General features: G+C 48.0%; 18 protein-coding genes. 4 read left to right on the top strand and 14 right to left on the bottom strand.

The window, feature by feature from the left end; genetic code table 11:
* Positions 1-6 precede the first annotated feature (6 nt).
* Positions 7-480, bottom strand: coding sequence for a hypothetical protein (locus tag HMPREF1548_RS08485; RefSeq protein ID WP_117530825.1), 474 nt, complete (start codon positions 478-480; stop codon positions 7-9).
* Between the two features lie 76 nt (positions 481-556).
* Between HMPREF1548_RS08485 and HMPREF1548_RS29420 the strand changes: the two genes are divergently transcribed.
* The gene (locus HMPREF1548_RS29420; protein WP_154465326.1) at positions 557-700 is read left to right on the top strand and encodes a hypothetical protein; all 144 of its coding nucleotides are present in this window, start codon (positions 557-559) and stop codon (positions 698-700) included.
* 123 nt (positions 701-823) lie between these two features.
* On the opposite strand, the gene HMPREF1548_RS08480 is transcribed toward HMPREF1548_RS29420, so the two are convergent.
* From HMPREF1548_RS08480 to HMPREF1548_RS08445, 7 genes are all read right to left on the bottom strand, one after another.
* Positions 824-2,263 (bottom strand): DUF5702 domain-containing protein, encoded by a 1,440-nt coding sequence (locus HMPREF1548_RS08480; protein ID WP_035321597.1) that lies wholly within the window; start codon positions 2,261-2,263, stop codon positions 824-826.
* Between the two features lie 17 nt (positions 2,264-2,280).
* Positions 2,281-2,493 (bottom strand): Flp1 family type IVb pilin, encoded by a 213-nt coding sequence (locus HMPREF1548_RS08475; RefSeq protein ID WP_021635561.1) that lies wholly within the window; start codon positions 2,491-2,493, stop codon positions 2,281-2,283.
* A gap of 55 nt (positions 2,494-2,548) precedes the next feature.
* Complete coding sequence (locus HMPREF1548_RS08470; protein ID WP_021635560.1) at positions 2,549-4,027, bottom strand: type II secretion system F family protein; 1,479 nt, start codon at positions 4,025-4,027, stop codon at positions 2,549-2,551.
* 3 nt (positions 4,028-4,030) lie between these two features.
* Positions 4,031-4,843 (bottom strand): type II secretion system F family protein, encoded by an 813-nt coding sequence (locus HMPREF1548_RS08465; RefSeq protein ID WP_021635559.1) that lies wholly within the window; start codon positions 4,841-4,843, stop codon positions 4,031-4,033.
* Positions 4,803-6,035, bottom strand: a complete 1,233-nt coding sequence (locus HMPREF1548_RS08460; RefSeq protein WP_021635558.1) for a TadA family conjugal transfer-associated ATPase — start codon at positions 6,033-6,035, stop codon at positions 4,803-4,805. Before HMPREF1548_RS08460 ends, HMPREF1548_RS08465 begins: the two co-directional genes overlap by 41 nt.
* An 86-nt stretch (positions 6,036-6,121) precedes the next feature.
* A complete protein-coding gene (locus HMPREF1548_RS08455) occupies positions 6,122-7,132 on the bottom strand; it encodes a P-loop NTPase family protein (RefSeq protein WP_035321596.1) in 1,011 nt (336 codons plus the stop codon).
* 342 nt (positions 7,133-7,474) lie between these two features.
* Positions 7,475-7,747 carry a pro-sigmaK processing inhibitor BofA family protein gene (locus HMPREF1548_RS08445; RefSeq protein WP_021635555.1) on the bottom strand — a complete coding sequence of 91 codons (273 nt, stop codon included), beginning with the start codon at positions 7,745-7,747 and terminating at the stop codon, positions 7,475-7,477.
* A gap of 186 nt (positions 7,748-7,933) precedes the next feature.
* Between HMPREF1548_RS08445 and HMPREF1548_RS08440 the strand changes: the two genes are divergently transcribed.
* On the top strand, positions 7,934-8,185 hold the full coding sequence (locus tag HMPREF1548_RS08440; RefSeq protein ID WP_025488087.1) for a DUF2508 family protein: 252 nt from the start codon (positions 7,934-7,936) through the stop codon (positions 8,183-8,185).
* A 119-nt stretch (positions 8,186-8,304) separates the two neighbouring features.
* Here HMPREF1548_RS08440 and glgB read toward each other — a convergent pair whose 3' ends face one another.
* The 6 genes from glgB to HMPREF1548_RS08410 form a co-directional block, all read right to left on the bottom strand.
* A complete protein-coding gene (glgB, locus tag HMPREF1548_RS08435) occupies positions 8,305-10,227 on the bottom strand; it encodes a 1,4-alpha-glucan branching protein GlgB (protein WP_021635553.1) in 1,923 nt (640 codons plus the stop codon).
* Positions 10,228-10,268: 41 nt separating this feature from the next.
* A complete protein-coding gene (locus tag HMPREF1548_RS08430) occupies positions 10,269-13,250 on the bottom strand; it encodes a hypothetical protein (RefSeq protein WP_035321595.1) in 2,982 nt (993 codons plus the stop codon).
* Positions 13,251-13,420: 170 nt separating this feature from the next.
* Positions 13,421-14,677, bottom strand: a complete 1,257-nt coding sequence (locus tag HMPREF1548_RS28855) for an NUDIX hydrolase (protein ID WP_021635551.1) — start codon at positions 14,675-14,677, stop codon at positions 13,421-13,423.
* Positions 14,678-14,680: 3 nt separating this feature from the next.
* Positions 14,681-15,664 (bottom strand): ROK family protein, encoded by a 984-nt coding sequence (locus HMPREF1548_RS08420; RefSeq protein ID WP_021635550.1) that lies wholly within the window; start codon positions 15,662-15,664, stop codon positions 14,681-14,683.
* Between the two features lie 223 nt (positions 15,665-15,887).
* Entirely contained in the window at positions 15,888-16,670 is a 783-nt protein-coding gene (locus tag HMPREF1548_RS08415; RefSeq protein ID WP_021635549.1) for a glycerophosphodiester phosphodiesterase, read from the bottom strand.
* Complete coding sequence (locus HMPREF1548_RS08410) at positions 16,645-17,427, bottom strand: HAD family hydrolase (RefSeq protein ID WP_083492948.1); 783 nt, start codon at positions 17,425-17,427, stop codon at positions 16,645-16,647. The genes HMPREF1548_RS08415 and HMPREF1548_RS08410 overlap by 26 nt, the downstream gene beginning before the upstream one ends.
* A gap of 301 nt (positions 17,428-17,728) precedes the next feature.
* Here HMPREF1548_RS08410 and HMPREF1548_RS08405 point away from each other — a divergent pair, with 301 nt between their 5' ends.
* Entirely contained in the window at positions 17,729-18,532 is an 804-nt protein-coding gene (locus tag HMPREF1548_RS08405) for a DeoR/GlpR family DNA-binding transcription regulator (protein ID WP_035321594.1), read from the top strand.
* Positions 18,529-19,416 (top strand): carbohydrate ABC transporter permease, encoded by an 888-nt coding sequence (locus HMPREF1548_RS08400; protein ID WP_021635546.1) that lies wholly within the window; start codon positions 18,529-18,531, stop codon positions 19,414-19,416. The genes HMPREF1548_RS08405 and HMPREF1548_RS08400 overlap by 4 nt, the downstream gene beginning before the upstream one ends.
* The last annotated feature ends 5 nt before the right edge of the window (positions 19,417-19,421 follow it).

Genomic DNA, 19,421 nt, shown 5'->3' with positions numbered 1-19,421 from the left:
TCCTTTTTATCCGCATCTGGAACAGGGCGGCCTTCCTCCGGCTTCCGATAACGGAATACATCTGACGGTTCTCTTCAGTCCGCTGCACTCAATTGTATTATGATATCTGTTTCCTTCTCTGGTAAGATAAACCAGCCCGCTACCATCACCTCCACACTTCTCGCATGGATAATATTTTGCTCCTGATTCATTACGCAGCTGTTCCACCTCATCCTTTCCCGCCAGTTCGATGGACAGCGTAAGATGCGTACAATTCCTTTCCCGGTGATAAACGGTTCCGGTTTCCGTTATATATACATACTCCTCTGATTCAGATCCCCCTGCGTTCCGCTCCACATCATAGCCGGTCCATGCCCTCATATAGCAACAGCTTACTATCGTGGTTCCCGGATAAGCCAGAATGGGAACCGCCGGCTTTACCCGTGCCGGACGGATAAGTTTTATCATCTCATCCTCAGCTCCCACAGTATAAGCCAGCATAGACAGCTGCCTGCCCTGTTGATGAAGTGTCTCCAGATTCGTCGCAAAGGTGTGAAAAAATAAGGTGATGGATAATATGTTCATTATAAAAAACAGAAACAACGGTACAGCAAGGGATGCCTCCACTGTCATGGAGCCCTTCATTTTCTGCCTGTCCGGGAAGGAGGTGAACGGGGACACCCCTCTTGCCGGACTTATCTGGGGATATGGCAATGTGTGAAGTTCTTTTGATGTGTGAGGAAGCTGTGTTCGGAAGTGCATGACTTTTGTTGTTTTTAGTTTACAGTTACTTATTGCTTTGCGTCCGTACAAAAGGGGCATCCCTGTTCACCTCCTTCCCTTCTTAATCGTATCCATATGCTCTTTTTATACTATACTGATATCCATATCCGCTTGATACGGAGGCCTCTGCCGTCATCGCATCCATACAGCCATCTATCCGAAAACAGCTGTTTCCCTTTGTCTGTCTGATATCCGCTTCCATAACATCCATCAGCCTTTCCGTTACCTTCTCCTGGGATTCCAGAAACAGGAATGCCTGCAGATAATCTCCATAGCCAAGTCCCTTCTGCCCCCTCGGATATTCAGATAAATGTCCCCGAAAGGTCAGAAGCTGGCTGAAAGGTGTATTCCAGCTTCCTGAGTCCTTGATAATAGGCACCTTTTCACCATCAAAAAGCATTCTTAAGTCCTTTACGCTCTCCGCATAACCCCAGGCAAAAAGGATCAGCTGGGTTACGGGTTCTTCCAGTTCAGGCATACCCAAAACCCCTGTAATCAGCAGTGCAGCTCCTCTGGCCTCTGATTTTTTCTGTCCGTCACTGAACAGATAAGCCACATTGGCAGCTTCTCTAACCAGCAGGATCTGATTCGCCATGCCGCGCAAATTATCCAGGTCATTTCCCTTTCCCTGCAGGATATACTCCACCTGATAGGAAAATGAGGAGCCGTCTTTTATCTGATTATAATAACCGCATTTATCCATAACATATTTCAGAAACAGACATGTATCCGAGACTCCTGACGGCAGTTCTACTCCTGATGGCAGCCCGGTACCTTCCATTTTATTGCTTCGCCCGGTATAAAGCGCCGCCTTCGGAATAGATTCCCTGGACAGAGAAGCGCTGTTTTCAACAGCCAGCTTCAGGATTCCCTCACCTCTTGCTTCATTTACCACATCTGAGGGCAGCTCCACATTTTTTCCTTCCCAGTCCTCGGCTTCCTGTTCTTCTTTATTTAAAATAGCTTCTTTTACCTGTTTTTCGGTTTCATTTCTGCGCAGCTCCACATCTGTTCCCAGAAAACCTCCCGTCTGTATCAATCCCGCATTTACGGCCGCCTGTTCCAGGAATCCCAGCCCCCATTTATCCTTCATATACGTAATCGCCTGCTTTTTCAGTACCGCTCCCTTTTCATCTGATGCAATTGCCGCCTGCTGTAAATCAACTCCGTCTGCAGAAAGTCCTGTCAGATCCTTCCCGACCGGAATTTCAAACAGCTCATAAGGGCGAAAATTCATGTTCATATAATTTCTGATATGCTCCTCCGTATTGGAAAAGGCCGGCGAAGTGCCGCCATAGGACATATCTATAAAAAACAGTTCATATTGTTCCAGCATTTCCCGGTGATATTCTGCCAGAGCCGAATCCATGGCTATATCCATCACACATTCCGTTTGTGTACGGATGGTATGCATCCGTACACCTTCTATGACGGTGAGCAGCAGGGAAAGAAGAATTCCCGTAACCAGGGAAAGATAAACCGTAATATAACCTTTCCGCACAGCTTTCCCCTTTCCGGCTATATACTGCCGGCCTGACTTGTTATTTTCGAAAATATGGTTTGCACAAGGCTTGTCAGCTGATTCTTAAAGATTATTACAAGTCCGATCAGAACCAGTATGATAAGAATTACTTCAACCGTACCCATACCTTCTTCCCCGCTCAGGACATTCCTGATTCGTGATTTTATTTCCGCAAAACCATTTACAGCATGCAAATAAATTTTCTTCATAGATTTATTCCTCCATTCTGCCTTTTAGGCAGCTCCTTTCATAATTCCTTATTTCCTACATACCCGCAAAGGAAAAGCATGCCGGCACCATAATCAGTACCATTACCACCACAAGCATCAGCATCATGGGAAGAAGCAGTCTGGTTCCCGCCTTTTCTCCCAGTTCCCTCGCATTTCTTTTGCGTTCTTCAAAAGCGTGTTCTGCCTCCTGCTGCAAAGCCTGCAGCAATCCCGAAGCTCCCTTTTTAAGATTCTGGGAAAGCAGCGCGGCACATTTTCTGTACTGAGTCAGGCGGCATCTCTGCCCAAAATGTTCGTAAGCCTGTGCTTCCGTTATTCCGCTCTCCATTTCCCGGCAGGTCAGGGTGAGTTCTTCGTATACGTATATAAGCTCCTGCTTTCTTGTTTTTCTGTTTTGATAATCCGCGGCCATTCTCTGAAAAGCGGAGCGGATGGGAAGCCCCGCTCCCATCAGAAGCGCCAGCTTACTTATGAACTCAGGATAGGAAAGCAGAAGCTGTTCCTCTCTTTGTTCCAGTTTTTTCTTTAAATCCCGATCCTGAAGGCGATATAATATGCACCCGGCAGCGACAAACAATGCAAAAAGAAGAATGCTGTTATCCGTAATTTTTTCCTTCCAGGAAATCTGCCGCATTTCCACCCTTTCAGGAAGCAGAAAGCCTTCCTCCTGCCTGGATGCCTTTTCCCTCTTAACCGCAGTTTCTTCAAGAAGCTTTCGGAACCGCTCCTCCTCTGTGAGTGCAGGAGGGCATACTCTGACGGCAAATATCTCTTCCCATTGTTCCTCCCCGCAGGTAAGGATCGCCCGAAGCTCCGTAATTTCTCCCTTTTCGCCAAGCTGCTTTGTTGTTACCTTTCCGTCACTGTGAATCAGCTCATAATTACCGCACTCCCAGGTAATCTGAAAAGGGTATCCAGGAAGTGAGGAAGGAAAATTAAGGTCTTTTGATACCTCATTCAGTGTGGAATTATCACCTCTCACCTCATTTTCAAGAGCTTTCCTGACCTCCGGAAGCATTTCTTCCAGCTGCTTACTGGTATATTCTCTCTCCTGGACCTCCAGCTGAAGTTCTTCCTTCTTTTTTCCCTCCCACGCTTCCAATTCTACCCGGAGACTTCCTTTTCCATAGGAATTCCTCTGCAGCCAGCCATCCTCCGACAGCTTCTTATTCATAAATGCGGACAGGTAAAATGCCATTGACAGCAAAGCCCCTATGGATATGAGGAACAGAACGGTACTCAGCTTACCCGTATTGTAGCTTTTCAGCCGTTCCTTCGCTTTACGGGGATACAGGATTTCCATATCCTCCTTCAGCTGCAGCCTCGATGCCGGTTCCTTTTCCATTTTCAGATGCTGCCTCAGCCTCAGCAGACGTTCCTCCAGCCATGCAGCGGGCTTCAGAAACAGGCGGCAGGGCGCCGGCATATCGGCATCCGCATCCGCTTTAGTACTCCTGCTTATCAGAAGCAGCACAATAATTCCTGCAATGATGCCTGCATAAATAACCCACATATGTCACACCTCTATTTCTATTATTTTCCTGGATAAATAAAATGCGGCCAGATATACCGCCAGACAGCCGGTCATAATAAGAATGCCGGCAGCGTTAAAGTAAAGACAGTCAAAGAAGCCTCTGGAAGTCAGCTGCAGATAAGCCATGATTAAAAACGGTACCATATTCATAATTTTCTGTTCATATCTTCTGGATGACAGCAGCGTCTGAATTTCCTGTTTAACCTCAATCTTTTCCCCTGTTACGGCTGCGCTGCGGCGTATAATATCATTCAGATTGCCTCCGCTTCTCTTTGCTATGGAAAAGACCTCTGCAAAATCCTCAATATCCGGCTCCCCGCTTCTGATTCCCAAATCCGCCAGCAAAAGCTCCAGCGGCACATGATTTCTGAGTCCCTTCCTGAAAAAGCGAAGCTCTTTTGCCATCAGACTGTCATCACCATAAAGACGTTCCATATCTTTTCCCGCTTCAAGGAAGGCATTTTCAATGGAGTATCCGGCCTGCAGCCCTGCTGCGACAGACAAAATTGTGTCTTTGAATTGATCTGCCAGCCGTTGTCTCTGTCTGCGAATGAGCGTTTTTTCCGTTTCTTTAAATGTGAACAGAATCAGAGGCGACAGCGGCAGCACAGCCCAGAAGGAATGATAGAAAAACCATGCAAGCAATGCGGCGATACCGACTCCCTGTGCGCCGTAAAGAAGAATTTCCTTCCTTGAAAAGGTATATTTCCGATAATCCGGCGCATGCTCCTTTTCCTTCTCTTCTTTTTTCCGGTTATGCAGATCCAAAACCCGCCATTTTAAGTTTATCTTCATGCAGCAGCTTCTCCTTTCTTATCAGTCTTCCCTGTACACTGCCGGACGTCTCTCCCTCTTCCTCAAAGGAAAACAGGGAAGACAGCCGGATTTCCCCGTCTTCAATGCCTGTAACCTCTGCTATCTGCAGCACTTTTCTTGTTTTGTCACGCAGCCTTCCCAGGTGTACAATAATATCCACGCCGGAAGCTATCTGCCTGCGTATTGCGGGAAGCGGAATTTCCATTCCCATCAGCATCATGGTTTCCAGCCGCATCAGCATATCCTGGGCGCTGTTGGCATGGCCGGTTGACATCGATCCGTCATGTCCGCAGTTCAGGGCGCTGGCAATCAGATCCACCGCTTCTCCCCCTCTGACCTCACCGACAATAATTCTGTCCGGCCGCATCCTCAAAGAGGTTTTAATCAGATCTCTGATAGTAATGGGCTGGCAGCCTTCCACATTGGCATTCCTTGTTTCCATCCGGACCAGATTGGGAATCCCCCGGATTTGCAGCTCCGCACTGTCTTCAATGGTTATCAGCCGTTCATCTGCAGGAATAAAACCTGCCAGTGCATTCAGGAATGTGGTCTTGCCGCTTCCTGTGCCCCCGCTGATAAAAATATTGTATCTGGCCTTTACCAGCTTCTCCAGAAAGCTGCATGCTTCCTCGCTGATGGATCCGATTGCCAGCAGCTCTCTCATACCAATAGGCTGTTCCGGGAAACGTCTTATGGTTACCACCGGCCCGTTAAGAGCAATGGGACCCAGCACTACATTGACTCTGGAACCATTTTCCAGCCTGGCATCCACGATTGGGGAGGTTTCGTTCACCACCCTGTTGCAGCCTGCCACGATCTGCTGTATGACATCCTGCAGCTTCTCTCCTGATTCAAAGCCGCAGGGCCAGGCAAAAAGCCTGCCTGCTCTCTCCACAAAGATTCCTTCCATCCCGTTGATCATTATCTCTGTTACCTGTTCATCCTCAATCAGCTCCTGCAGCACATCCAGACCCCGAATGGTGAAAAACAGCTCCTTTCCCATCCTGGCCCGTTCATATACATTGAGCCTGCCGGCGAATTCTCTTGCCCGCAGCCGGTCAGCTATGGCATCCTGTATCTCTTCATCCGACATCTCCCTGGTAAAGTCCATGTCTGAAAGAAGCTCCCGCTTAATCCCATCCCTTACTGCCAGATATTTTTCCTGTTCCATCTGCCGGTACCCTCCCTTCTGCCTGCTCTTATCCGTGCGAACCTGCAGTCATTCATCTGTCTGAAATACATATGGCTGTGACGCATCTATTCTTCCTTCCAGTCCTCTCTTATCAGTTCCTGTACCAGTACGGCCAGTTCGCCCCGGGTCATATTCTCCAACCCCGCCGGCAGCTGACGGAACAGAGGCAGTCTGCATTTCCTCGTCTTTTCCAGTATTTCCTCGCAGTCAAGACAGCGCAGCAGCTCTTCATACTGCTCCTGTTTTGCCGCGGCAAAACCATCATCCCTGGTAATGGTATAGACCCTGGTACACAGCTTCAGGATATCGAAAAGCCCCTGTATGGCTTCCGATAAATCAAGAAGAATATATTCATATCTTCCTGTCAATTCCAGTTCTTCAAAAAGCTGCAGCCACTCCTCTTTTTCCACTCTCTGCAAGTCCATGCAGGAAAAAACAGGGGGGATGAAGTCAAGTCCGTTCACCTTCTGTACCATTCCTTCCAGCCTGTAAGGAAATCTGCCGTCACCGTTATGCAGGAAATAAATCAGATCCGACAAATCGGTTCGAAACTCCCGCTGCAGCATACGCGCCAGCCCGGAATAGCTTTCAAAATTCAGATAAAGCACTTTGTGTCTGCGGGCGAGAAGCTGCCCAAGAGTGAAAGAAAATGTGGTTTGGAGACACCGTCTTACCGGTGTGTAGATTCCGATGAGCTGTACGTTCCCCAGCCTCTGAGAACGTGTAGCCGGAGGAAGAATTCCTCTGTCTGCGGCTATTTCCATAATTCTGCGGACAATATTGTCCATGGACTGATACTTGTTCACGGTGTCCAGGCCAGGCGGCCCCTCCCCGCATTCCTCAAGTATCAGAATCTGATCCGCCTCCCAGTCCGTTTCCAAGCGATATACGGATTCTGTAATCAGCAGAAAGGAAACGCGGCTGTCTTTACAGAATTGCTTCAGCTTGTCCGGGCTGGTAAAGACCTGCACTTCAAAGGGAAATCCGTCCTTTGCCGTCAGCAGGCTGAGATAATCCGTGAGATGACAGGCGAATTCCTGCTCTCTGTCACATACTGCCAAAATATTCTTTTTCAATAACACCTCCCGGTTCACATGGAAAGGGTATTTTCATAAAATACGCAGTAAAATCCCACTCTCCGTTGTTCCCCTGAATAAAATAAAAATGATGGAAAAATGAAAATGCTGATTCAACAGCCAGAAATTGATACACGGTTCTGCCTGAAAACAGATACCGCAAAAGAAAATTAGATATTTCCGATTGGTAAAATGAAGTATAAAACATGGTTTCCATTTTGTAAATAGGGTTACGTAAATTAAATCATTTTTGTTAAAATGTTCCAAAGGTGTCACAATAAAAAAAATAAAAAAGCCGAAAACACCTGGAAAACACTGAGTTTCCAGGTGTCAAAAAACCTCCTACAGCATAGAAACCACATTGATCCCATACAGCAGCGCCACCCCCGGCAGCCCGAGCAGTCCTGACGCAATAATACTGAAGGGTCCGATTCCCACACGCCAGGAAAAGCCCTGTGACTGCAAAAACATATTGATAAAATAAATTGCCAGCGTCCCCAGTACGGCGCGCATAATAAAATTAATCAACAGCTCCGTTTTGCTACGCATGGCTGCAATCAGAAGTACAAGCGCAAAAGCGATGCCTATCATCAAGGCTCCGTTCATATTTTCCATTTATCCTCCGGTCCCGGCATATTTCGGCAGGGTTATTCACATTTCATCCCTCCAAAACAGATCGGTCTGTCCTTTCTACACCATATGTGAAAAATAAGAAAATATAACATGCATATTTTACCTTTTTTCTGTATATACTTATTTACAAAGTACTTATTGGCAAAATCAGGCAGAGGAGGAGGATTCATGAAATTCCATTTCAGCCAGGGCTCTGTGAATAAAGCGGACAGGCCCCTTACCTATCAGGAAAGTCTGATGCTGGACATACAGAAGACAAGATGTGAATTGGAAAATGCCTACGCGGGTTTTGATTATGTTACAGATCCCGATCTGATTGACTGCTATATTTATGAACAGAATGCAGTCATGAAAAGATACAAATACCTTTTGCAGAAAGCGGCAAGCTTAAAGGCCTCAGAACAGACGGTAAGCGGATAACACCGGCTCTTTTCGATCTGCCGCCGCAAGCTTATGCAGGCAGAGTTTTTCCCCCTTGACTTCTGCCTGATTTAAAAGCACAGCCTCCTTTGGGAAGGCTGTGCTTTTATTTTGAATTATCAGAACATAAATACTGCTGCGCTTGATGCAGGAAGGTCAAAGGTAATCCGGTAGGGCTTATAGTCACATGGCTCCGCTGTTGCCCGGATGGATGCAGGTATCTGTGCCCCATTTCCGCCGAATGCTTTATCATCGCTGTTCAGAATAAGCTTGTAGCTCTTCTTTTTGGGCACGCCCACACTGTAGTCTTTTCTTTCCACAGGGGTCATGTTCAGCACGAAAAGGAGGCTGTTTTTGCCATCTGAGGATCTGCGGATAAAGCTGTATGTACTGCGTTCCGCATCGTCCGCATTCACCCATTCGAAGCCGTTCCAGTCATTGTCGATTTCATGCAGGCACGGATATTTACGGTAAAGGTTCAGAAGCGTTTTTACATATTCCAGCATGCCGCTGTTGAGTTCATCCTGGAGCATATACCAGTCAAGCTCCCTGGCCTCGCTCCATTCTCTTTCCTGGGCAAATTCCTGTCCCATGAACAGAAGCTTCTTCCCCTCGTGCCCGAACATATACGCATATCCGGCTCTCAGGTTCGCATACTTATCAGCTCTCAGGCCAGGCATTTTATTTACCATGGAGCATTTCAAATGCACCACCTCATCATGAGACAGCGGAAGGATATAATTTTCCGAACTGTTGTAGCTCATGGCAAAGGTCATGGCGTAATGATCATTTTTACGGAAATAGGGATCCAGCTTCATGTACTCACAGAAATCATGCATCCATCCCATATTCCACTTAAAGCTGAAGTCCAGGCCGCCTTTGTCAATAGGCCCTGTAACGAGCGGCCATGCGGTGGATTCCTCCGCAATTGTCATAACTCCGGGGAAGGTCCCTCTGATGACGGAGTTAAAATGCTTGAAAAATTCTATGGCCTCCAGATTCTTGTTGCCGCCGAATTTATTGGGCACCCATTCGCCGTCTTTTTTGCCATAGTCCAGATAAAGCATGGAAGCCACGGCATCCACACGCAGGCCGTCAATATGGAATTCCTTAATCCAGAAAAGAGCATTGGCAATCAGGAAATTTTTTACCTCGTTTTTGCCATAATTGAAAATCTTGGTGCCCCAGTCAGGATGCTCTCCCAATCTTGGATCGGGATGTTCAAAAAGCGGTTCCCCGTCAAACTCCGCGAGTCCGTGGGCATCCTTGGGAAAATGCGCGGGCACCCAGTCAAGGATCACACCGATTTTATTGCGGTGAAGGGTATTAATCAGGTATGCAAAATCCTCCGGCGTCCCATAGCGGGAGGTAGGCGCATAATATCCTGTCACCTGATACCCCCAGGAACCGTCAAAGGGATGCTCTGCAACACCCATCAGCTCCACATGGGTAAATTTCACTTCCTTAAGATAGCTGACAAGACGATCCGCAAACTCCCTGTAATTATAAAAACCGTCCTCCGTCCCGTCCGGATGTTTCATCCAGGAGCCGATATGACATTCATAGACAGCCAGCGGTTCCCTGTTCATATCCTTTCCCGCACGTTCCTCCATCCATACAGAATCTGTCCATTTAAAATGGGTAATATCCGTGGTAATGGAAGCTGTGCCAGGCCTTTTTTCCGCATAGTTGGCAAACGGGTCCGCTTTATAAAGCTTACGGCCGTCAGGCGCGGTAATCAGAAACTTATACATCTCTCCCGTGCCTACTCCGGGAATAAAAAGCTCATAAATTCCTCCCGGCCCCTTTTTTTTCATTGGGTATTGGGTTTCCTCCCATCCGTTGAAGGTACCGAAAACATGTACCTGCAGCGCATGCGGCGCCCAGACAGCAAAAAACATTCCCTTCTTTCCGTTCTCCACGGAAGGGTGGGCCCCCAGTTTTTTGTAGATGTCATAATGTGTCCCCTGTGCAAACAGATACTCATCGGCCTCGGAGATAAAAACCTCCGGTGCTTTTTTTGTCTTTGCTACACCTGCCATCTCTACCTCTCTTCCGCCGCCATAGGCGGCTTAGATTCTTTCTATATGAAATCCCCCTCATGCAGAATAATCATATCATCATCATCGTACCGTTTTGCCAGCAGTACATCCATAAAATGCTTCGGCGTCTTGCGGTTGGCGTGATCAATCGCTTCGTCCACAATATCCCTGACGTCGTTTACCGTTACGATATGATCGCTTGTCTGCATATCTTCAATGCGGGTATGAAGGGCCAGCCTTCCCAGCTCATCGATTGCGTATTCATGCATTTTTGCGTACTGACAGCCATAGGCTACAAGCGTACCGTTATCCAGCGCTTCGATGTCAAATCTCGCATTAAAGAAGGGCTCCATTTCCGGATTGGCGGAAATCAGTTTCTTTATATTTCTCTTCGTATCTACCAGAATTACCAGGATGCCTGTCCGCTCCTGGTTCAGAGCATCCAGAAGGCTTCCCATGCTTTCATCGGCGATGTCCTCTGCCGAGTCTATGACAAGGGCGCCTCCTGCCAGCTTTTCAATCAGTTCCGCCGGATTCTTTTTGCTGAAGGCATCTCCGTCTATTTTTGCAAGCTTTCCGGAGAAATTATGATCCTTTGCCCGGAAGTCCCTGACAATATTCTTCGTCAGGCTCATCGTGTCTGAGCCCGGGTCCCCGGTAATAATCAGGTTTCCTGTATATGCGGCAAGGCTCAGCCTGTCCAGCGCACGGACCAGTCTCTTCATCGCGCCCTTCGTGGGTACAAAGGAGGCAAATAGCTGTTTTTCTTCCCGGCTCATGGAACGGATTTCCTGTTCCAGGCGTTCATTCTCCCGGCGTTCTTCTTCTTCCTGGCTGACTTCCTCCTCCGGATATTCCTCTTCGTTAACCGCCTCTTCCTCTGCTGCAGCTCCTTCATAGGGCTGCTGTACATATGCCGCGGAATCATTTCGTTCCTCCGGCCCGTATGAGGCTTCCGGTTCGGGATATGCGGGAGCCTGCGGCGCAGTCTCCTGCTGAGGCTGAGAATATTGCTGAGCGGGCTGTGTATTATAGTCAGTACGGACTGGCTGTGCCTGTTCCTCCGGCATTACTGCAGGCTGAACCTCCGGCTGCGTATGTACTTCTGCGGAGGACCCGGTCTGTGCCGGCTGAGACTCAGGTAAGGATTGAGGCGCCGGATGATACTGGGTTTCCGGGACGGCCTGGGTTTCCAGGATAGCCTGGGCTTCCGGAACGGACTGCACTTCCGGTGCCGGCTGCACCGGCTGGGGTACTGCAGCGGCTCCTGCACCAGGCTTCTGCTGTATGGGAGCCTGAACGGGCGAAAGCTCTTTCATGCCGGACTCCGGCGCAGTGACTGCGGCTGATGGTACACCGGCTCCTGCTGCAGGCACTGCATTTACGGGAACACTTCCCTGCAATGCCGCACTAACCGGTTCCCCGGCACGCTTTATGGCGTTTTCCACTTCTTCAGCCGCCCATATCTTGGTATGTGCGGATATTACACTCGTATCGGCATGACGTTTGCGCTCCACGGGAATTCTTTCTTCCTTCTGGAGACGTTCCAGCACACCCTTTCTGGCAGTCTCATCAAAGTCACGGAAAAGAGAACCGGTCTGCTCCATAACCCGCTGCTGCAGCTGCTTACGGCGCTTCTCCTCGTTCTCATGCTTCATTTTCTCCCATTCCTTCATGATGTCTTCAATATTCATCTGTCCGGTGATTTGTCTTTCGATTTGCTGCTCTTCCGGCATAACCAGACCGATCTGACCGTCATATTCCTGGGATAAATAACTGTTCATTTTGGGTTCACTGCTTACATAACGGTCCTCAGCCGGAACCTCCGGCTGCTGAACCTGAGTATAAACAGGCTGTGCCTCCGCCGTATAGGGCGCAGGCTGCTCCTGCACACTGTTCTGAGGCATGTATCCCTGTGCGGATGCCTCCGGCTGATAACTATACTGATTGGCTTCCGGCTGGTATTCCTGCGCGGGAGTCTCCTGCTGATACCCCTGCGCCGCTTCGGCCGGATACTGCTCTCCCTCCGGCCGTCCCCCTTCATATTCATATTGTTCATACTGTTCGCCGCCGTACTGCTGTCCGGCGAAGTTCTGTTCATTCATCTCCCCTGTATCAGAAGAAATATCATAGGACTGATCCGCAAAGGTCTGGTCGGCGTAGGCCTGTTCCTGGGCGATCAGCTGTTCCTTATATGCCTGAAGGGAAACCGGTTCGCCTGCGGGCTTTCCGTTAAGCATGAGTTCTTCCATGCTCTTGGCCAGTTCTTTCTGAAGGTTGATGGTATTATACTGCCCCACGTCCATGGGCTTTACATGGATGTCGTCCTCAGCTGCCGCGCCGTTCTTCGCAGCCGCGTTCCGGCCCTTCTGTTTCTCCTCCGGTTCCGGGACGCGCAGTCCCTGCTTACGCATCATGTAGGCTTCGAATTTCTGCTGCTGCGCCGGTGAAAGGGGCTGATGAAGCATTTTCAGCTCCATGGCCTTAATTACATATTTCCCTTCGCCGAACCAGAGAATAAGTTCGTCGCATTCCTCCACACATTTAGTTGCCAGACCTACCCTGTGATAAAGGTATGCCAGCTCATAGGCCCATTTTTCCCTGTAATCCCTCTTTTTGAGTTCCTCAAGGACTGCAATCCGTTCCTCCAGCCCCACGTCCTGCGCTTCGTACAGCTTGTACTGGAGCACATATCTGCCGCTGTCATTGGGGGCTATCTGGACAAAATCCTTATAATACTCGATAGCCTGTACCACTTCTCCCATCTTGATAGAAAGATCACAGAGAGAATAAATAATCATTCTCCCTGCGGGGTGGCGTTCGTTCGCCATTTCCAGAAGCAGCTTCGCATCGTCAAATCTTCTGTTTACCTTATAAAGATCACTGACTGTGCAGAGCATCATCACGCTCTTCACTCTTGTCCAGTCAATGGTATCCGCGACCTTCGCAGCTTCCACATACTTCTTCTGCGAGATCAGTGTCTTAATTTCCTCTGCCCGTATTTTGTACTCATATTTATCCAAGGTGCCACCTCTACCGTAATCCTGATTAGGCATAATTACCCACTTTTTTTATCATTTAAGTTTACCATAGGTGCAATGTCTTGTCAAAGCCAAATGCCCGTAAATATAAGCTTCTTTTGCCATTCTAATACGGTTTTACGATAATCTTAAAATAGTGTTTATGCATACTTTTAATCAAACAGCACCTTCCAGTTTTCATTTTCTGCCGCCGCAAAGCACATGGCAACCTGTTCCTCCGTTGTTTTGTCCGCATCCATTTGGGGAAGCCTGTCAGGGGGGAACCAGCCGCTTTGGACGGTTTCAATATTTCTTTCGAATTTTCCTTCTATGGGTTCGCAAAGAATAAATACCTTGCAGATATTATATGCTTGAGGCGGCAGATTATGCCGGTTCCGGTCCTGCACCGCTACGATTTTTACCGGTGCGACAAGCATGCCCGCCTCTTCCCTGGCCTCCTTTACCGTATTTTCACGGATGGTCTGATCCATATCCACCCAGCCTCCGGGCATGGACCAGCGGCCAGTCATTTCCTGGACAAGAAGAATTTTTCCATCCCTGATGATGGCTGCCCGGCTGTCAAGCTTGGGCGTCTGGTATCCGCTTTCCAGGCAGAAAAGATCATGTACCTGTTCAAAGGATAAATCCGTGTTACAGCTTACGATTTCCGCCGCTATTTCGCGTATTCTTCCAAAACGTTCCAGATCAAAGCGATCCTTTGAATAGGTAAGGCCGGCCTGGGCGATGAACTGCAGTTCCATGGCCCATTTCAGCCATCTGCGGTTCTTTCGGGGATCTTCCTTCCGAACAAATACGGATGGGATTTCTCCGGGATGCGCAAGATAAAAATCTGCTCTGATATGCTCGGGCGAAGCGCAGCCCCACAGCGCCAGCGCGCTTTCCACGCCTGCGTCGGCGGCGCATGCCATATCATAGGCCGTATCACCAATATATACCGCTTCTTCCGGCTGTGCCTTCTGCCTGCGCAGATATTCCCTGACAGGTTCGCCGTCCGGCTTGTGGCGGATGGTGTCATCCGCACAGATGACGGTATCAAAAAATGGCTCCAGCCCAAACGGAAGAAAATCCTTTTCATATTCCGGCCGGTTCCTGGAGGTGACGATTCCGAGACGGATCCCTTTTTCCTTAAGCGCCGTAAGTGTTTCACGGATTCCCGGGAATATACGCATATATTTATGATAGGACGGTGTCAGAGTTCCCCAGAACTGTACGGTTTCCGCAAGCTCTTCCTCCGCGAAGCCCAGTCTGCGAAGCGCGGCTTCACTGGGAATCCCCAGCGCAAATTTCAGTTCTTCCGTTTCCATATGTTTTCCTTTTTTCATCAGCACTGTTTCCTGCAGGGAAAGAAGCACTGATTCCTCAGAGTCGAGCAGTGTTCCGTCGATATCAAAAATCACATGTTTTTTCATAGGCTATATATCCCTTTCTTTCAGCATATTGGCAATTACCATGAGGCCCTGTTCGTAGTCTGTTTCATAGGAGTCTGAAATCTCCAGCAGGGGCATGGAGTGTTCGGGAATTACTTTTTCACATTCCCGGTACAACTCCTCCAGCGCACCGTCCAGGAATGGGTTTCTGTACAGCACCACTCTTTCCGGATTGAGCACCGAGGCATAGATTTGTATGATTTTACAGTATATTTCCAGCATGCGGGACGGGGCAAAATTCTTGTCTGCGGGCCTGAGCTTTCCGGGCATATCCGGCAGGAAGCCCAGTTCCCCTGCAAAATCGCTGGCGCCCTGCCATACCTTTCCATTGATTACTATGCCGGCCCCCATGCCGTTTTTGCCCAGATAAATACAGACACAGCAGCCGTCGCTGCGGCCGGCCAGGCTCCATCTGCCCGCCGCCACAGCATTCATATCATTTACCGCTCTTACGGGAATTCCGAATTTCCTTGAAAAATGCTCCTGCAGGTTTACCCCTGTCAGTTCACTTCCTCCCGCGGTGAGAACAACCTTCCCTCCGGAAACCATGCCCGCCGCTCCGATTACAATCCCCTTCAGACAGGGAAACTGCGTTCGGATGCTTTCTACTTTTGCTTCCATGGCAGTAAGAATGGGAAAATTTTCTTCGGAGGTTTCCTCCTTCAGGCTGTTTCCCTCCAGATCCTTCAACGACCAGTGGATTGTATCGTTTTCCACAGTAAGGAGCAGATAAAGGGAAAATACCGGATTCAGTCTGTACAGTGCGGCACATCTGCCGCCGCCTGATTTCTCCGTTCCGGCTTCCTCCACCTCTCCGGTTTCACAGAGAAGATCCACGGTTTTACTGACTGTGGGAAAACTCAGGCCTGTTTTCCGGGAGAGAACGCTTTTGCTCACGGGTCCCAGCCCTTTCATGCAGTCTCTCACAATTTCCTGGTTCATATCCTTAACGGTAAGCGTACTTGCCATCCTGTTTCCCTCCCAATATTGTTTATTACTTTTTAAAAGTATTTTAATTATAGTGTATTAGCGGGTGCAATGCAATATTTTTTTACTTTACATTGGAATGTTTATATTAAATAAATGCAATAATATGAAAATAAAAAAACTTTACGCATAAGGCATCGTTTCTCTGCTTCTGCGTAAAGCTTTCTTCTATTTCTGTCTTCTTATCTTACTTTCACATATACTTTTACCTGTGAAGCCCCATATCCCTCAGAATCTGCATTACCTCCCGGGGATTGTCGCAGGTAATCAGCGTAGCGCCGCATTCCCTTGCTGTTTCAATCATTTCCCTTGTACGGAAGCGTGTCCCCGCCCATGTGTCGATTCCCCTCTGCTTCAACCGTTCAAAATTTTCCCTGGTAAAATCTTCGCATACACATGCACAGTACAAAATATCATAGGGATCCCGATCATATTCTCCCAGCAGGTTCTTGGGATAATAGCCGTGAAGCTTATATCTGCCTTCGTATTTATCATGAATGTACCAGAGCAGACGGGCACTGAAGGCATTCAGGACGCATTTATCGGCCAGCTTGCATTCTTCAATCATGGCAATTACCCTGTCGGCGGTTTCATAGGCCCTGCTTTCGTTTCCATTTTCCGGATATTCCTTCAATTCAAAATCGTAATACATATTAGGATATTCTTTTCCCAGATCCAAAAATTCTTCAAATAAGGGAACCCTCTCTCCCCGGAATTTCTTATCAAACCAGCTTCCCGCATCCAGGGAACGGATTTCCTTCAGTGTCATATCCCTGATTCTGCCGCTTCCATCCGTTGTCTCATCAACGGTAAAATTATGCATGATGACAAGTTCGCCGTCCGCAGACATCTGGATATCCAGTTCAATCATGTCCACGCCTGCCTCCATGGCGCTTTTAAAAGAAGCCATAGTATTTTGGGGGCATTCCTGGGGATTTCCTCTGTGGCCCGCCACCCAGATATTATTTTCCGATTGATTCCAGCTCATAGCGCTTCTCCTCTCCTGTTCTATCGTCAGTCAGCAAGGGTACCAAATACCGTGGAATAGTCCGGTAATCATCAATGCATTGAAATGGAATGTCTGATAAAAAAACATCTTCATCATTTCCCCCGATTCCGTAGTCATCCCCGAAATACAGAATTTCCTCATGCTTCAGCCCAAATCCCGCGCAGTACAAATCAAGCGCATACAGCTTCGCATAGGGATGGGGTACAATATCAAAGGATGATGAGCCTCCGATATATACCTTATACTCCGGAAACATTTCCACAACCTGAGTATAAACCGCCCGTCTTTTGGAACGGTCCGGATCATAGGAAAGCTTGTCCTGTATAGGAGCCTGCGTTCCCAATATGGGAAAGGTAAGCATCCCGCTTTCATGTATTTCTAAAGTATCCCCTTCAAACGAAGTATACCCCAGCTTTTTTCTCAGCTCATCCGCTCTGCGGATTGCCAGAGGTACATCCACCTCCGCCCTGTCATCCCTGCACAGTTCCAGCTTTATCCGGTCTCCCGTCTCTTTCGCCCGTGCATACTGCATACCGTAGTTTCCTATGATTTCAATTGGGAAGCGGCGCATCTGAGAAAATATACGGGCGCAGGAGCCGGCTCCTACCATAAGCAATGTGTATCTTGTTTTCAGCTGTGTAAGAAGCTGTTTGTATTCTGATGATAATGGAGACTTATGCTGTGTAAGCGTTCCATCCAGATCAAAAGCCAGCACCTTGATGTCATACGGAATCATGTTTCTTCTCCTTTTCATTATATTACGAATGGTGTTTCGTTTTAAGCATTAAATTCGAAACCAAATCCTTAACGTTTTTACTGATATTCAGAATTATAAGACAAGTATATTGTGGATTATTTTGTAAGTCAATCGAAAATAGTAACAGTTTTATAGGTAAAAATATATTAAATATTTACGAAAATAATATTTTACATGTAAATAATTGACATTGAAACACGCTGATGCTAAAATCAAAATAAATTCTTACGAAAATCGTAACTTATTTATGATTTATGTTTCATTTTCAGGAGAACGCAAAATGACAACACAAGAAAAGAAAAACCTGATAATCAACATGCTCGATACTCATTCCTCTGTCACAGTTTCACAGCTCAGCGAAATCTTCAGGATATCGGATGTGTCCGTCCGGAAGCTTCTGGCCGCCATGGAACAGGAAGGACTGGTAAAACGTACGTGGGGCGGCGCCATCAGCGCTTACGGTTCCCTGAATGAATTTTCCCATAAGGAAAAGGAGTGGAAGCATACGGAAGAAAAACTTTCCATCGCGTATGCCGCTTATGAATGCATCAGTGACGGGGACGCCGTATTCCTGGACTGTGGAACCACCACCACACAGCTTGCGAGAGTTATCCGCAGCGGATCAAAACGGAAAATTCTTGTAGGAACCAATGCAATCAATATCGCCATGGAGCTTTCCGAGGCCGAGGATATTTCCGTCATTGTTATTGGTGGTAATTTCCGGCACAGAATCCTTTCCTGCGTAGGCGCCTATGCCGAGGATATGATGAAAAACCTTTTCTTTGACAAAGGTTTCATCAGCGGGAACCATCTTACCCTGGAACACGGTTTCACCACTCCGGACCTTCAGGAGGCGCGGATGAAAAGGCTCATGATGGCATCGTGCAAGGAGCATTACATCGCCCTGGATTACAGCAAATTCGGCGATGATTCCCTTGGGCTCATCGCTTCCATTTCCGATTTGGACGGTATTGTCACGGATTGGCGGACTCCGAAGGATTTTGTGGAGCAGCTGAGAGACAGAGGGGTAAATGTTGTGCAGGGCAAAGAAATTTACTGTTCCAAAGAGGTGATATCCGAATGAATAAGAAAAAATTTGCAGCGAAAATAAGGCCTTACATTATGACGGCCCCGGCCCTTGCCGGAATCATTCTTTTTACGATTTATCCGGTCATCAAGCTGGTTCAGTTAAGCCTTATGAATACTAACATGCTCAATCCGTCACAAAGCAGATTTATTGGGCTGGACAATTACAGAAAGGTTCTTAGCAGGCCCGATTTCCAGAAATCACTGAGCAACACCGTCGTTTATACCATCGCGGTAGTGCTCCTGATAACGGTGATAGCACTTCTTCTTGCTGTATGGCTGCACGAGAAGGATACCTGGCTGAACCGGGTGGTTCAGGCCGCCGTTTTCTGCCCTCATGTAGTATCCATCGTCTCCATCGCTTTGATTTGGCTGTGGATGATGGAACCGAATTTCGGTCTGTTCAACTTTGTACTTAAGAAAGTAGGCCTTCCTACTTGCTCCTGGCTGTCAGGCTCCTCCACCGCCATGCCTTCCGTAATTCTCGTGTCGGTCTGGAAAGCCGTCGGCTATGATACGCTGATTTTCCTGGCCGCCCTGCAGGGCGTTCCCGTTTCTCTTTATGAGGCCGCCAGGCTGGATCACGCCAACAAAACGGTTATGTTTTTCAAAATCACGCTTCCCATGATATCCCCGCAGCTGTTTTTTACGCTGATTATACGTACCATCAGCTCCTTTAAGGTCTTTGACACGGTACGGATCCTGACACAGGGCGGCCCGAACAATGCTACCACCACCCTTGTATACAGCATCTATACCGAAGCCCTGCTGAATTTGCGCATCGGTTACAGCGCGGCCATTGGAGTGATTCTGCTGATTATTGTAAGCATTCTTACCATTATATATTTCTGGGGCTTCTCCAGGAAGGTACATTACCAATAGGTGCG

It is taken from the genome of Clostridium sp. KLE 1755 (assembly GCF_000466465.2).
GTDB lineage: Bacteria > Bacillota > Clostridia > Lachnospirales > Lachnospiraceae > Eisenbergiella > Eisenbergiella porci.
This window is presented reverse-complemented; position numbering and strand designations above follow the sequence as displayed.